At 42.6% G+C, this 14,263-nt stretch carries 18 protein-coding genes and 1 pseudogene; 15 read left to right on the forward strand and 4 right to left on the reverse strand.

What is annotated here, in order from left to right; all coding sequences use genetic code 11:
• Positions 1–426: 426 nt before the first annotated feature.
• A pseudogene (locus MD535_RS13805) lies at positions 427–596 on the reverse strand (IS110 family transposase); the annotation flags it as partial.
• Positions 597–1,222: 626 nt separating this feature from the next.
• Between MD535_RS13805 and MD535_RS13810 the strand changes: the two are divergent.
• The 5 genes from MD535_RS13810 to MD535_RS13830 all read left to right on the forward strand — a co-directional run bounded on the left by MD535_RS13810 (position 1,223) and on the right by MD535_RS13830 (position 4,589).
• Positions 1,223–2,017 carry a phosphotransferase gene (locus MD535_RS13810; protein ID WP_265675610.1) on the forward strand — a complete coding sequence of 265 codons (795 nt, stop codon included), beginning with the start codon at positions 1,223–1,225 and terminating at the stop codon, positions 2,015–2,017.
• Between the two features lie 107 nt (positions 2,018–2,124).
• The gene (locus MD535_RS13815) at positions 2,125–2,730 is read left to right on the forward strand and encodes a LysE family translocator (protein WP_265675611.1); all 606 of its coding nucleotides are present in this window, start codon (positions 2,125–2,127) and stop codon (positions 2,728–2,730) included.
• A 119-nt stretch (positions 2,731–2,849) separates the two neighbouring features.
• Positions 2,850–3,332, forward strand: coding sequence for a hypothetical protein (locus MD535_RS13820; RefSeq protein WP_265675612.1), 483 nt, complete (start codon positions 2,850–2,852; stop codon positions 3,330–3,332).
• A gap of 251 nt (positions 3,333–3,583) precedes the next feature.
• Positions 3,584–3,847, forward strand: a complete 264-nt coding sequence (locus MD535_RS26315; RefSeq protein WP_390902934.1) for an NAD(P)H-dependent oxidoreductase — start codon at positions 3,584–3,586, stop codon at positions 3,845–3,847.
• 193 nt (positions 3,848–4,040) lie between these two features.
• A complete protein-coding gene (locus MD535_RS13830) occupies positions 4,041–4,589 on the forward strand; it encodes a sugar O-acetyltransferase (protein WP_265675613.1) in 549 nt (182 codons plus the stop codon).
• Positions 4,590–4,666: 77 nt separating this feature from the next.
• On the opposite strand, the gene MD535_RS13835 is transcribed toward MD535_RS13830, so the two are convergent.
• Positions 4,667–4,849, reverse strand: coding sequence for a hypothetical protein (locus tag MD535_RS13835; RefSeq protein ID WP_265675614.1), 183 nt, complete (start codon positions 4,847–4,849; stop codon positions 4,667–4,669).
• 408 nt (positions 4,850–5,257) lie between these two features.
• On the opposite strand from MD535_RS13835, the gene MD535_RS13840 reads away from it, so the two are divergent.
• The 6 genes from MD535_RS13840 to MD535_RS13865 all read left to right on the forward strand — a co-directional run bounded on the left by MD535_RS13840 (position 5,258) and on the right by MD535_RS13865 (position 9,037).
• The gene (locus MD535_RS13840; RefSeq protein WP_265675615.1) at positions 5,258–5,545 is read left to right on the forward strand and encodes a carboxymuconolactone decarboxylase family protein; all 288 of its coding nucleotides are present in this window, start codon (positions 5,258–5,260) and stop codon (positions 5,543–5,545) included.
• A gap of 142 nt (positions 5,546–5,687) precedes the next feature.
• The gene (locus MD535_RS13845; protein ID WP_265675616.1) at positions 5,688–6,026 is read left to right on the forward strand and encodes a hypothetical protein; all 339 of its coding nucleotides are present in this window, start codon (positions 5,688–5,690) and stop codon (positions 6,024–6,026) included.
• Between the two features lie 143 nt (positions 6,027–6,169).
• The gene (locus MD535_RS13850) at positions 6,170–7,405 is read left to right on the forward strand and encodes an MFS transporter (protein ID WP_265675617.1); all 1,236 of its coding nucleotides are present in this window, start codon (positions 6,170–6,172) and stop codon (positions 7,403–7,405) included.
• Complete coding sequence (locus MD535_RS13855) at positions 7,396–7,947, forward strand: GNAT family N-acetyltransferase (protein WP_265675618.1); 552 nt, start codon at positions 7,396–7,398, stop codon at positions 7,945–7,947. The genes MD535_RS13850 and MD535_RS13855 overlap by 10 nt, the downstream gene beginning before the upstream one ends.
• A 60-nt stretch (positions 7,948–8,007) precedes the next feature.
• The gene (locus MD535_RS13860) at positions 8,008–8,592 is read left to right on the forward strand and encodes a uracil-DNA glycosylase family protein (RefSeq protein ID WP_265675619.1); all 585 of its coding nucleotides are present in this window, start codon (positions 8,008–8,010) and stop codon (positions 8,590–8,592) included.
• 40 nt (positions 8,593–8,632) lie between these two features.
• On the forward strand, positions 8,633–9,037 hold the full coding sequence (locus MD535_RS13865) for a VOC family protein (protein WP_265675620.1): 405 nt from the start codon (positions 8,633–8,635) through the stop codon (positions 9,035–9,037).
• A gap of 167 nt (positions 9,038–9,204) precedes the next feature.
• On the opposite strand, the gene MD535_RS13870 is transcribed toward MD535_RS13865, so the two are convergent.
• Positions 9,205–9,537, reverse strand: a complete 333-nt coding sequence (locus MD535_RS13870) for a PBPRA1643 family SWIM/SEC-C metal-binding motif protein (protein WP_265675621.1) — start codon at positions 9,535–9,537, stop codon at positions 9,205–9,207.
• Between the two features lie 204 nt (positions 9,538–9,741).
• Between MD535_RS13870 and MD535_RS13875 the strand changes: the two genes are divergently transcribed.
• Complete coding sequence (locus MD535_RS13875) at positions 9,742–10,017, forward strand: putative quinol monooxygenase (protein WP_265675622.1); 276 nt, start codon at positions 9,742–9,744, stop codon at positions 10,015–10,017.
• Positions 10,018–10,088: 71 nt separating this feature from the next.
• Positions 10,089–10,385, forward strand: a complete 297-nt coding sequence (locus tag MD535_RS13880; RefSeq protein ID WP_250619430.1) for a YkgJ family cysteine cluster protein — start codon at positions 10,089–10,091, stop codon at positions 10,383–10,385.
• Positions 10,386–10,709: 324 nt separating this feature from the next.
• On the opposite strand, the gene MD535_RS13885 is transcribed toward MD535_RS13880, so the two are convergent.
• Positions 10,710–10,898 carry a hypothetical protein gene (locus MD535_RS13885; RefSeq protein WP_265675623.1) on the reverse strand — a complete coding sequence of 63 codons (189 nt, stop codon included), beginning with the start codon at positions 10,896–10,898 and terminating at the stop codon, positions 10,710–10,712.
• Between the two features lie 789 nt (positions 10,899–11,687).
• Between MD535_RS13885 and MD535_RS13890 the strand changes: the two genes are divergently transcribed.
• Both MD535_RS13890 and MD535_RS13895 read left to right on the forward strand, forming a co-directional pair.
• Positions 11,688–12,920 carry a DUF819 family protein gene (locus MD535_RS13890; protein ID WP_265675624.1) on the forward strand — a complete coding sequence of 411 codons (1,233 nt, stop codon included), beginning with the start codon at positions 11,688–11,690 and terminating at the stop codon, positions 12,918–12,920.
• 169 nt (positions 12,921–13,089) lie between these two features.
• A complete protein-coding gene (locus MD535_RS13895; protein ID WP_265675625.1) occupies positions 13,090–14,205 on the forward strand; it encodes a phosphoserine transaminase in 1,116 nt (371 codons plus the stop codon).
• Positions 14,206–14,263 lie beyond the last annotated feature (58 nt).

Raw genomic sequence — 14,263 nt, forward strand, 5'->3', positions numbered from 1 at the left:
GCAAGTTAATCGTTAGCGCCACTTAGCAGGGCGTTAGTTGCACTTAGAAATTTAGTGGTCAAATCATTGTCCCTTTAGCTATGCAGCGACAAGCCCCACTGCTTAACTTTCTTTCCGGTGGCAGCGCGAAAGCGTCATTCGCTTTAGCCCTCGAGGTTTCGCGGAACTGCTTTTTGTGTCCGTCCGTGAGCAACGAAAGTAACATCTTCCTCAACCCGTTTTTCAGTGACTTTGGTGGTTTCTTTTTCGCGCCAACTCGCATTAATCGAAAGATGTCAGTTCTGTCAGCTATCAAGTACTGCGTGGTGATAGTAATTTAGTTTGCGGCAAGCAATGAGCATCTTTGGTGCAAATAAGAGAGTAGGGGCGTAGGCAACTAACAAGAGACTATGGCGTCAATCGTTAATTATTGGCGCTGCTCTCGTCTCACATAACCCCATCTCTCAGCATAGAATTGAGAGTCACAACCATCTTTCTCATACCGGCAACTATTGCTCCTTTTCTAGGTTTACCGACGGCAAGTAATCGTCCAGAAGCTACTTTGTAAATAGGGCTGCATTGTCTCGCTGACATCTTGCCATGTACATGACGGTCCTATCCACTCTGTACTACTCGCTTGCCCAATGGTGAGCACTAGAGCAAGTCCCCATACCGATAAGGAAGAGATGTAAATTGGTGAATGTGTCTAAGAGTTTGTTCTTTTTAAGAGTTTTGCGTAGGACGTACTTGCCATATGCATCAGCGCCGTGAATACTGAACACATTCTTGGCGAAGTCAATGCCAATAGTTTGAATGCTGGACATAGTAGCCTACAGTTCTTTTGCGTGTATTGAGTAAATATGGCACGCAGAGTGTCGGGTAGAGGGAGTCATATCATTCGCTAGACCTCAGTACTTTGCGTAGTTAGGGAAAGGAGCCAGAACTAACATAAATAGTCTGTTTAGGTTCACAGCTTTTGTTAACTATTTTATAGAGTTACGCATTGATGTTTATGGAGGGTTTCTGATGGGGACTATAATTGGTTTCGTAATTTTAGCTGTTGTAGATTGGTATCTTGTTCGTAAAACGGGGTTTCATATTCATCAATGGGTTTCTAGAAAGTATGAAGCGTATTTACAGGGCAAGGAAAACAATAAATAGTGTTTGCTTAATATAGCGATCACACAGGCATAATAAGGCGCTTAGTGTTTGTAAGTGCAAGATACATGACACAAGGATACCGATGGAAGAGCTTCAAGGCGGACGCAAAGGTCAGATCTTTCGTTCAAATACTATGATTTATCGACCACGTGGCAAGTGGTCTGAAACCATACATTGCTTATTATCGCATATCGCTAAACGTGGCTTTCATGCAGCGCCTCAGCCTTATGGTTTCGATGGTAAAGGCAATGAAATGCTGTCTTATATCGACGGTGATGTTTTCAATTATCCGCTGAAAGGTCGCATTGCTACGACTCAAGCACTGACTTCTGCGGCTAAACTTCTTCGTTTATACCATGATGCATCTAGCTCGTTTTTATCAAAGTATTCGAATGAAACATTAGCGTGGCCGCTCCCTAGTAGAGAGCCAATGGAAGTGGTCTGTCACGGAGACTATGCGCCATATAATGTTTCACTGTCCGGCTCAGAAACGGTGGGTATTATCGACTTTGATACTGCGCATCCCGCGCCGAGAGTTTGGGATATTGCTTATGCTGTGTATTGCTGGGCTCCATTCAAAACGCATGAATATGATGCGATGGGGAACATAGAGTCTCAGTCTATACGAGCCAAACAGTTTTGCGATGCTTATGGTTTGCTTGACGTCGATCGTCGGGTTTTAGTGAAAGCAATGACTGACAGAATTCAAGCTTTGGTAGACCATATGCACAATGAAGCGAGTAATGGTAACCAAGCTTTTATTGAAAATATCGAAGATGGGCATCACTTGGCTTACCGAGCAGACATTCAATATGTCAAAATCCATGAGCCGTATATTACCAATATATTGTTGGGTGAAAGTGTGTATAACAAGTAAGTTAACGGCGACTCTGTAGTTGATCCGAGACGAGCGGGTATTTTCAGTTCCATATTGGATTTGTGTTTAAAGCGCAATATTTTAGTGTTAGGTCTATGGAGGGCCCTGTGACTATTACAGCAGTAATGACTTTATCTATTGCAATGATCCTATCAGCTGCAATACCGGGGCCTAGTGTACTCGCCGTGGCATCTCGTTCGGTATCTTATGGCTGGAAGCAGGGGCTTCTCGTGGTACTTGGCGTGCTTTTCGCAGATTATGTGTTTATTTTTCTTGCGCTTATGGGGCTATCCGTAGTTTCAACTTTGCTCGGTGAGTTTGCGAACGTGTTGAAATACATTGGTGCTGCGTATCTTTTTTGGCTTGCTTATAAAACTTGGTCTGACAGCGGCGATTCAAATTTTAGAGAAACCAATAACAATGGTTCAAGTGTCGTCGCTGGTTTATTGATGACTCTTTCTAATCCTAAGGCCATTCTATTTTATATGGGCTTTTTCCCTGCATTCGTAGATTTGCAATCCATTAGTGTGATTGACGTGCTCTCAATCATTATAATATCGACATTATCCGTTGGTGGCGTATTAAGCGGTTATGCCATCGTGGCGTCTAAAGCGGGAGGGCTACTGAAGGGTAACCACTCAAAGGTATGGTTAAATAGGATTTCAGGCAGTGTATTGGCAGCGTGTGGTACAGCGTTAATAGTTAAGACATAACCAATTATTTAAGTGGAACCGTAAAGCTTGGCGGATTTGGTTGGAATCTGCGTGAGATTGGTAGTATCAGTCGTCAGCGCTAGGTATTAAGTCGGGAATGGGCGCGTAAAGGGAAATTTATGATAAAAATTATGGCTAGAGTAATGGTGGTGCTGTTTGTAATTGCAGTGATTGGTGCCATTGGAATGGCGTTTTTGCAAGTTTATGTGCGGTTTAAAGGGGCCGAGCAAGATGCTATTGCTCAAACTTACATTAAAGATGTGGTTTGGAGCTTTAATACAGAGGACCTAAGCGAATTTAAACTGCACCTTCACCCGGAGCTTGTCGAATATTTGGAGACTAAAGAAGGGGCTCAAGCAATATCGTTACTAAGTAATATGGGGTCGCTTAAAACGATCGAAGAATCAAAGTGGGTATCTTCGAAATCAGCCGCTTCGACGGCTAAAGGTCAGTATGAGTTCTCTAACTATGAAGTTCAAGCTACTTTTGAAAATGGAAAAGGGGTAGTAAAGGTATCGACTATTCCAAATGGCGATGGATACTATGTAACCAATTTTCAGATATTTTCAAACCACTTTGCCACGCTTATGTCGTCAAATTGAGCTTTATAAGAAAATATATGTATTTTTTCCCAAGTGTTGAACGATAAAGCTGGCTTTAAATTTAAGGGATATAAAGTCTGCCAACAAAAAAACACGCAATGATTGAGAGAGAAATCGACGAGTTAAAATTTAAAAAAGCGCGTATTAAGAATTATCGGAATTCCATTGAGAGATGTATTTACGGCCTTGACTCTGACCTATAGGTTAGAGTTTACACTGAACTTTCTTAATCAGTATGGATAGTAAAGTGTATGAAAAAGGTACTAGTGATCAACGCGAATCCAAAGCGTGCAAGTCTATGTAAATCATTGGCTGAAGAATATGTTGCTGCTGCAACAGGCAAGCATGAAGTGCAACAAATTGACATCCGAGATTTAAACTTCGAGCTCAGTTTAAATGATGGTTACGACAAGACTGTTGCATTAGAGCCAGATTTAGTCGATTTTCAGAGCAAGATAAAATGGGCTGAGCATGCTCGAAGGCTGAAGGTGAGTATGTCGCAGAGATGGTTTTAGTCTATCAAGATGGTCGGTTTTTGGTCGATCATGTCATGGTGTTCTAATGTGATAACTTAATGGCTCAACACGCAGAGTGCCTTAAGTAAGTGTCACTCTTACGTCAATTAGTGGTGATGAGTGACCCATCGCAATGTACATAATGACCAATTCGTTATATTGACGTTGTAATAACCGACCTGGTAGTAACGATATGAATGAATTTGAAAAGATGTGCCTTGGTATTGAGTATGACGCCTACAGCCCAGAGTTCGATATTTTAAGAAAACGAGCATTCGACCTATTGCAAAGTATCAATCAACGACAGTTTGAGCCTGCAAGGCCATATGTCGAACAGTTGTTGAAACAATTGGGTGAGAATAGTGTTGTTTGCCCACCATTTTTATGTGAATACGGCAAAACTATTTCAATTGGTGAAAATACCTATATAAATATGGGTGTGACGATGTTGGATAACGCTCCCATAAGTATTGGTAATAACGTACTCGTCGGTCCAAGTACTCAGTTTTACACGCCAACGCATTCTCTTGATTATCGTGATCGTCGAAAATGGGAGGTGCAATCTCTACCGATTACTGTTGAAGATGATGTCTGGATTGGTGGCAATGTTGTGATCTGCCAAGGTGTGACGATTGGAGCCCGTTCGGTTATCGCCGCAGGTTCAGTCGTCACTAAAGACGTTGAACCAGACTCTTTATTTGGTGGTACACCAGCAAAATTCATTAAAACTCTCAACACATAGCTTAAGGGATTAGGTGTGGTGGATGCACGGTTTGGAAGGGGAAAGAGCTCTAATTATTGAGCTCTTTTGAATAGACACTACACGTGAACGACGAGTTGTTCGTCTTCAGAAATGACTAAGCTGGCTTTATTCTGCTCAATTAATTGCGCGGCATATGAAGGTGTAACAGCTTGGATTTTTCCTTCGGTTCTTAGAGTTAACGCTTCCCAAGCCTGATCTCTATATTTGCCAGCTTGAGTATATTGAATAAGTACTTTCATTTTTTCCACTTCATGTGATTAACGTGCTACTAACAGTAGTGGGTTTGTGATGGTTGCGCATCTGTTAAATGTGAAACATAAGTTTAACCAAATGTAAGGTGCGGAAAAAGTAAGGTGGTCACGGCGCGTATCATTACTCAGACAAGCGCTTTATGGCACGGGTACATTTATTGATATTGCTGGAGGCAGATAATAGCATTCACTATTCACTATTCACTATTCACTATTCACTATTCACTATTCACTATGCACTATGCACTATGCATGAGATAACTAAGTGATGAGCCCAATTAACAAGGCTTTGGTAACAGTTTGTCAAAACCTTCGTTTTCTCACAGAGTGCGAGTGAAGCATTCAGTATGATAGTAATTAATGGTCCTGATTTTCAGGATTGAATATGGAGATTATATGCTAGGAAAGCACCAAGACGCTTATGGCGCATTTTATCGTTCGACTCATAATAACGATCATTTAGATACCAAAACCGAGTTATTAGTGGGTTTATCTGCCGCAATGGCAATGAATTGCTTGCCTTGTACTCGTTATTATTTACTTGAAGCCAAAAAGGCGGGAATAACGAAAGGCGAAATATCAGATGTGACGGCAAAAGTGATGGCGGTTGCTGCTGGTCAGAAGAAGCTACAGATGCAAGAAGTCTTGGATAAATACCATATTGATATCGATAAATTTTCGTAATGCCAGTGTTGTAATCGGCCAGATAAAGGAAACGGTGCTCGCGGCGTTATAGGTTTATATATTTGCAGATTTCTTCGTGCCTGTCCTGTTTGGCGTGAGGCGAGTAACGACGTACATACCGATGAATCACAGTGAGATGACAATGTCCAAGATTTTCATTTTTATAACGCTCTCCAATGCTGCCTCATTACTATTGGTGTTTCTATTTCAGCTGACAACGGGATTGGTTAGGCTCAACTTTGCTAGTGATTATGCTTTCTATACTATGTTAATTTTGTTTGGGCTTGGCGCGTTTTTTTCTTTTTCTGGTCATAAAGTTGGATACAGTGACCCCAATAATGTTGCCGGCGTCGCGGCTAGTCAATTAATAGAAAATACAGATCCTAAGTCTTATATTGTCACCAAATTAGTACGTACAACGCTAAGTACGAAGTTTTTTCTTGCCGGTGTATTTCCGTTGGTATTTTGTGTTTTATATTAGCTTTTCTGTGCTAAATCGCTGTTTCGTTTTGCCGTAAATCCTAATGGTAAAGTACGAATGGCTTTGTTCGGCCCCGTGACGGTTGAGTAGGTTTGGGAGAATGTGACTATTAGAAGTAATATAGATGATTAGAGACAATTAGGATGTATCGTAAATTAACAAAATCCATTTCAATGTATGCAGGGCTTCCTCACTCTGTTTATTATATTGCAATAGCGCGAGCTATTTTAGGAATGGGCAATTTTATTATCCCATTTTTGGTGCTATTGCTTACCGAAAAGCTGGGTTATAGCGCAACCGTCGCCGGCTCTTTGGCTATGCTGGTGACCGCCGCATTCTTAATGGGCGGATTTATTGGTGGAAAGCTCTCTGATCATTTTGGTCATAAGAGGGTTATGGTTGTCGGTGAAGGTGTTGGGTCACTATTTCTGATGATATGTGGTTTCTATCCTGAATCTGTCACTTTAGTGCCCACCTTGTTATTGATGGCGTATTTCTGTCTTGGTATAGCCCTTCCCGCGAGTAATGCGCTAGTGGCCGATCTCTCTTCGCCTACTAATCGAGACGCTGTCATATCATTGAGTTACCTGACTTACAATTTAGGCTCTGCAGTTGGGCCGATCATCGCCGGGTATCTTTTTTGGGCACATACTCGCTGGATTTATTGGGGTAATGGGATAGCGACCTTGGTCGGTATAGCCGTTGTAGCTATGTTGGTTAAAGTCCCTCAAATAGAGCATGCAATTGGGAATAGTGATCTTGAAAAACCCGTTGAAGGGACGGTTTGGTCTGTGCTCAGAGAGCGCCCAAGATTGATTGTTTTTACGTTGTTATGTGGATTGTTGTGGTTTGCGCTAAATCAAATGACGATGGCGAGTCCGCTCTACCTCAGCGCTCTTTACGGTGCTGATGGCCCGGTTATATTTGGCCAGCTTATGACATTCGCTTGTGTCGTGGTTGTGATTTTGACACCTTGGTTGATCACACTAACGTCGTCGAAAACAGAAACGATGAGTTTAGTCTATGCCGGGTTTATGTTTGCGTTGGGTTACGCGTTAATTATGGGAGCCTCGAACATCCCAGTAATTTTTGTCGCTTGGTTTTTCTTGTCGGCTGGTGAAGTGCTGTTATTGACAAAGGAAGGGGTGTATTTGGCGAATCAATCCCCTGTTAGCCATAGGGGACGGATTCAAGGCGTACTAATGACAATGCGCAGTGTGTTACTGATGCCAAGCTTCATTCTAGTCGGTTATTCTATTGATAAGTTTGGGTATGAGTTTACGTGGTATGGGGTGATTTTGGTTGCGTTGTTAGCGGTGGCAGGTTTCATTAGAATGAACGGAAAAGAAAAACCATCGAGGGAAAAAGTATGTTTGTGATGGAAGTGGATGACAACTTAGATCTGGCGTTAGTGGAGCCCAAGTTTGCTCAGTTGTATTTGGATATTGTCGTTTGTGAACGTGATTACTTATCTCAGTGGTTAGCTTGGCCGATACTCGCCCATGATGAGGCTTTTTTCTTAGGTTTTATTCAACGTTCGTTGCACGATTATGCTGAAGGGAAATCTATGACTTGCGCGATGATTTGGCAAGGTAAAGTGGTTGGCAATACTAGCTTTAACACCATTAATCGGAGTTTAAAAAAGGTTGAGATTGGGTATTGGCTTAGTGCGGAGTATCAAGGCAACGGTATTGTCACAAAATCAGTGGCTAAACTGATAGAGATCGCTTTTTTAGAGTTAGCGATGGAAAAAGTGGAAATATCGGCTGCGATAGAGAATGAGGCTAGTCGAGGTGTCGCTGAACGTTTAGGTTTCGTACATGAAGGAACTATTACCCGTAGTGAGAACTTGAACGGTAGAATTATTGATCATGCGGTTTATGGTCTAAGCCGAACAGCATGGGCTTTACATAGACATTGAGCCCATGTCGCCTGCAGTTGTAGCGGGATAATTTGATGATTTGTAGGGGGAGGCGACATCATGAAGTCAAACGAAATACTGATTCGAGATATCCAGCAATGTTCAGTTTGCATTGATTCGTTGCCTTTAGGCCCTAACCCTATTATTCAAATGAGTGAGACGTCGCGAATTCTTATTGCTGGTCAAGCGCCAGGAAAGCGCGTGCATGAAACCGGATTGCCATTTAATGACCCAAGTGGTGAACGATTAAGGGAGTGGCTGGGTGTCTCTAAGGAGACGTTTTATAACCCTGACTGCTTTGCCATTGTACCCATGGGGTTTTGCTACCCAGGGACAGGAAAAACAGGGGATTTACCGCCTAAACCAATTTGCGCCGCGACGTGGCGAGCGTTAGTGTTGGCGTCATTACCTAATGTCGAGCTAACCCTTGTGATTGGTCAGTATGCGATGGCTTATCACCTCCCTTCGTCGCGTAAGACTTTGACAGAAGTCGTCAGTCACTGGCAAGACTATTGGCCTGATGTGCTGCCATTACCTCATCCAAGCCCTAGAAATAATCGATGGTTAAAGCGCAACCCGTGGTTTAAAGATACGGTGATTCCACGGCTTCGACAGAGAGTGACAGAAGTGTTAACTCATAATTAGTTGATGGGTAAAATAAGATAACTTTAATATGGGAACGAAAATGACAGCATCTATTAAACAGCAGATTGGTAATGTGGCATTAGTTGTTGAGAGTTACGACGATGCTATCGAGTTCTATACAAAAAAACTGCAATTCACAGTTGTTGAAGACACCGATTTAGGAGGGGGCAAGCGTTGGGTGCAAATTTCGCCACCTAATTCAGACGGAACCAATCTGTTACTTGCGCAAGCAAGTGGTGAGCATCAGCGCCAGGCTGTAGGCAATCAAAGTGGTGGCCGTGTGTTTCTATTTTTACAAACGAATGATTTTTGGCGAGATTATGAATTAATGAAGCATAACGGCGTGATGTTTCATGAAGCTCCTCGTGAAGAAGAGTATGGTATTGTTGTGGTTTTTGAAGACTTATACGGAAATAAGTGGGACTTATTACAGCTTGCTCATTGAGCTTAACTAATGATCATAAAGACGGATTACGAGTTAACCGTGTTGTTATGGGGGTACTTAGCGTGATACATGAAGGTACTTTCGCTTAGATAACCATGATTCTAGTATATTTAAGCGAAAGACAAATCATCAATAGACTCTATTCTATGATGGGAATGTTCAGGGTGTTACGCACAACACTTTTTATATTTTTTGCCACTGCCGCACAAACATGGATCGTTACGGTTCGGTGTTTTCTCAAATGTCGTGGTTTTTGGCTTATTAAGTAGCGTTTCAAGCTCAACGATATTTTCTTCAGCTGATGCATCAAGGGTAATGTTGGCGACAATCTCAGCTTCTGCCAACTGCAGTTCCACTTCCGTTTGGCGTTCTGCAGTATTCACCACGATTGAGATTGGCGCTTCGTCCGTGCCTGCTTTTACGTCACGATTGACGTTATAGCCAGACATAACATGATTGTGTCTGGTATCGATTCGACCTTTAAAAAACAACTTTGACATTGGAGACTCGCTTACAAATGGGGGAGTGATATCACTAGGGCGGCGATTATACCGATATCTAGCCATTGATAAAGTAACAATGCGAGTGAAGCGATGTTATCGATCATGAAAGCGTTGGTATTATAAGAAATGTATAAGCGTCATTGCCGATTGGATTAGGATGACCGCATCTGTAATTTAATTAAGACAATAATGAGGATAGACGTGTCAAAAGTAATATTGAAAGGCCACATTGTCGTGCCAATTGAAACGAGAAAAGAGGTGGTAGAGGCGTTAGTGATTCATAAAAAACTGACACTTAAAGAAGAAGGGTGTTTAGTTTTTGAGGTAGAGCCAGATGAGCACGACCAAGCTCGCTTTCATGTTTATGAAGAGTTCCGTGATCGCTTTGCATTTGAACGTCATCAAGCTCGTGTTAAAGCCTCTGAATGGGGTAAGGTGACCGTTAATGTGATAAGGCACTACCAAATTATTGAGTAATACCGATAAGACAAAGTTTAAGGTATTATGCGCATCACTATAGATTGCAGAATTATTGATCGCAGAATTTTATGACCATTCAAATACAGAACATCACAGAAGAATCGGAAGTGACTTGTTCAAACTGTCACGCTTGCTGTTGCCGCTTGGAAGTGATGATCATTACTGATACCGGTGTTCCCGAAGAACATATTGCTTATGATCAATGGGGAGCGGAAACGATGTTACGGTTGGATGACGGTTGGTGTTCGGCGCTTGATCGTGAGACTTACATGTGCACGATCTATGAAAATCGACCTTGGATATGTCGTGAGTTTGAAATGGGTTCATATGAATGCAAGGTGGAGCGTAAAGAACAGATGCCCTAACATATGTTGGTTAAGACCCCGTCTGAACCCATTCCAGCATCATTCAAATTACAGGCTTAATGATCCCACTTACACAAGCGATGCCAGGTAAGTGGGTTGGTCGTATACGATGATAATCTCGCCATTCGACACCCGATTCTATGATCAAGTGGTACTTAGTGCTGCACACCCTGTCTATTCCCATACGCTGTTCTATCTAAGCTTTTGCAACATACGGTTCTTTCCATCATACCAAATGTGTTCATATACCCGATTACCTCTAAATACCCGATGACCTCTATATCCATGCAACGTTTCTAATTAGAGCAAGTCAATCTTAGCGGATTAAATGTTATCGCTATAACGGCTGTACAGTTCTGATAGCGTTTTGGGCTTGCGCGATGATTGGCTGTGATGACCTTGATATTCTGAGAGGATAGCCTGTCTATGCGCTTCAGCCGACTGAACAAAACTCGGATCAGCCATTGCTTGTTTACGCAGCTCATTGATTCGATCTAGTCTTTCTTGCAACATAACAACACCTCGCTAAATACTGTATGTACAATCAGTATATTTCATGGCTGTATAAATATCCAGTACTCGGTGAATTTAGTGAGACTACGTTTCGAGAAAGGCTCGTTGATTAGCGTTGTATACCGAAATGATAAAGATGACAGAGCAAAAACGGATGATAGGGAATGGGCAGCAGAGTAAGCGCTGAAGACTACGCTCATTATTATGCATAGCGTATGGGTGCGGTTATTGGCGGGTTTACTCAGTAGCGATTTGTCAGAATCAGAAAAAACAGTCACTAATGTAAGAACGCCGTTTCCAAGTCCGTCATTTCATCGTCAAAAAGGTGCTCAATTTGTGTTGAATTGTTGGTGGAATCGCTGCTTTTTAGACATGTCTGTCAATTTTTGTACGTAAACACTTATTTTTATGTGATGAACATCAAATTAATGTCATCCAAAAGATGATTAACAAATAACCGTTGTGGGCGGTTTCATACCAATTAGTCAGCAAAGCTGACAATCGTATCATAGCCCGTACTCACGAATATTAATGCAAATATGTTTGTTGTTCTATTCAGTTAACATACTGATTCTCTGCTGTTTTATTTGGGCTTTACTCACTATCGAATGGTTGATTAGGTAACGAGAAACACGGTTTGATCCCATTTGCGGGTGTTATGTGGTATCTGGCAAGCATTTTTTTTCAAGCTATTTGTTACAATTTGTAGCACATTCACCTTGCATGTATAGTCTCCGGCCAGTTGATAAACGATGTTCGTAAGAACAGAACAGATGGAGATCTATAACAATGGTCACAAATGATGCAGTAATAATGGGTATGCTTGCCTTAATCTTGGGTGGGGTATTCATTACGGAAAGCAGCCAGAATCCGTTTTGGAAAAAATTCTATACTTTTGTTCCTGGCTTATTGCTTTGCTACTTCGTCCCATCATTGTTGAACACGACCGGTGTCATTGACGGTTCAAGTTCAAACTTATATTTTGTCGCGAGTCGCTACCTTCTTCCTGGCGCGCTCGTATTATTGATTGTCTCTGCGGACTTAAGAAAGATCTTTGGTTTGGGATCAAAAGCAATCATTATGTTTTTAACTGGGACACTTGGTATCATCATCGGCGGTCCTATTGCATTGCTGATTATCAATGCGGTGAATCCAGACTTAGTCGCGGGTGATGTATGGCGTGGTCTAACGACCGTTGCGGGATCTTGGATTGGCGGCGGTGCAAACCAAGCAGCGATGAAAGAGGTCTTTGAGGTCGATGACAAGCTGTTTTCTGCGATGATTACCGTTGACGTTATCTGCGCTAATATTTGGATGGCAATTTTACTGATAATGGCGGGTCGTCAAAAGAAAGTTGACGCTTGGTTAAAAGCGGACACGTCTTCTATTGATGAGCTTAAAGAAACCGTCGCACATTATGAAAAAGAGAACGCAAGACCCATTACGACTACCGACATGATGAAAGTCGTGGCGATTGCCTTTGGTCTAACTGGTCTAGCACACTTCTTCGCCGACTTAATTGCGCCGTGGATTGAGACTAATGCACCGGAGCTAGCGAAATACAGCTTAACGTCTGGTTTCTTTTGGTTAATTGTGTTGGTGACTACGTTTGCACTTATTGCCTCAACCTTTAAAAGCGCGCGCACCTTAGAGCACGCCGGTGCATCAAAAATTGGTTCTGCATTTATTTATATCCTAGTCGCTACTATTGGTATGCAAATGGATGTCACTGCCATACTGGATAACCCAGGTTACTTCTTTATTGGTATTACTTGGTTAACTATTCATGCTGTGTTGATGATTGGTGTTGCTAAGCTAATTCGTGCTCCGTTGTTCTTTATGGCAGTGGGCAGCCAAGCCAACGTTGGTGGTGCGGCGTCTGCGCCAGTCGTTGCTGCTGCGTTCCATCCTGCACTAGCGCCAGTAGGCATTTTGATGGCGGTACTCGGTTATGCACTGGGTACATATGGTGCGTATATCTGCGGCATTATTATGCAGGCAGCGGTGAGCGTTGTTGGTTAGATTTCCCCGTTCTCTAATATCGGTTAGAGTCGGAGCAAGCTAAGATTGATTAAGGGTAATACCGTTTGGTGTTACCCTTTTTTGTCTGAGTCGCTGTTTCAAGGTTGATTAATTATTCAATTGAGAGAGAATGCTAGCCTAATTTATGCGTTCACAAGCAGGGAGGCTTATGAAACCTCAAGTGTTACCCCACAATCCCAATTTTTCTTCTGGACCATGCGCGAAACGCCCTGGTTACGATATTAACCGTCTTAATCTTGCAACATTAGGTCGTTCTCACCGATCTTCTGTCGGTAAGGCTGCGCTTTCAGAAGCAATTCAACAAACCAAATTGATCCTCGGCATTCCGGATGATTATCGAGTGGGTATCGTCCCAGCTTCTGATACCGGCGCGATGGAAATGGTGATGTGGTCGATGTTGGGGCAACGTGCGATTGATGTCTTCTATTGGGAGTCATTTGGCGCAGGTTGGCTCAATGATATTGTAAAACAGCTTAAACTTAGCGATGTGAATGCGTATTCGGCGGAGTATGGTCAACTGCCTGATTTATCGCAAGCTAACCCTGAAAATGACGTACTGTTTACGTGGAATGGTACAACGTCGGGCGTAAAGGTTCCTAATGGAGATTGGATTAGTGAATCAAGAACAGGGTTGACGATTTGTGATGCGACGTCTGCCGTTTTTGCGATGGAGATGCCATGGGAAAAACTGGACGTCACCACGTTTAGTTGGCAGAAGGTGCTCGGTGGTGAAGGGGCTCATGGTGTGGTTGTGCTGAGTCCAAAGGCGATTAAGCGACTCGAGTCTTATCAGCCACCTTGGCCGTTACCTAAAATCTTTAGAATGACGCAATCTGGCAAAGTCATAGAAGGTTTATTTAGTGGGGCGACGATTAATACACCATCCATGTTGTGTGTCGCAGATTATCTTGATGCACTAAGCTGGGTATCCGATATTGGTGGTGTGAGTGCTGCTATTGAAAAGTCGCACGCAAATTTAGCGGTATTGACCAACTATGTCGCCTCTCGGCCTTGGATTCACTTTTTGGCTAAGGAAGAAACTCAGCGTTCAAACACTAGTGTTTGTTTTACATTAGATGCGAGTGAAGCCCAAATCAAAGCGATGGTCGCTTTATTAGATAAGGAAATGGCGGGGTACGATATTGGTGCATACAAAGATGCGCCATCAGGATTGCGAATTTGGGCGGGTGCAACGGTTGAGAGCCGAGATCTAGAAGCATTACTGCCTTGGCTTGACTGGGCGTATCAGCAAGTGACCCAATAACGATTTCACCTAATCCATTATTAAAACGTCGGCTGCATAGCGCAGCAAGAGAGTGTGA

This window comes from Vibrio qingdaonensis, assembly GCF_026191675.1.
GTDB classification, from domain to species: domain Bacteria; phylum Pseudomonadota; class Gammaproteobacteria; order Enterobacterales; family Vibrionaceae; genus Vibrio; species Vibrio qingdaonensis.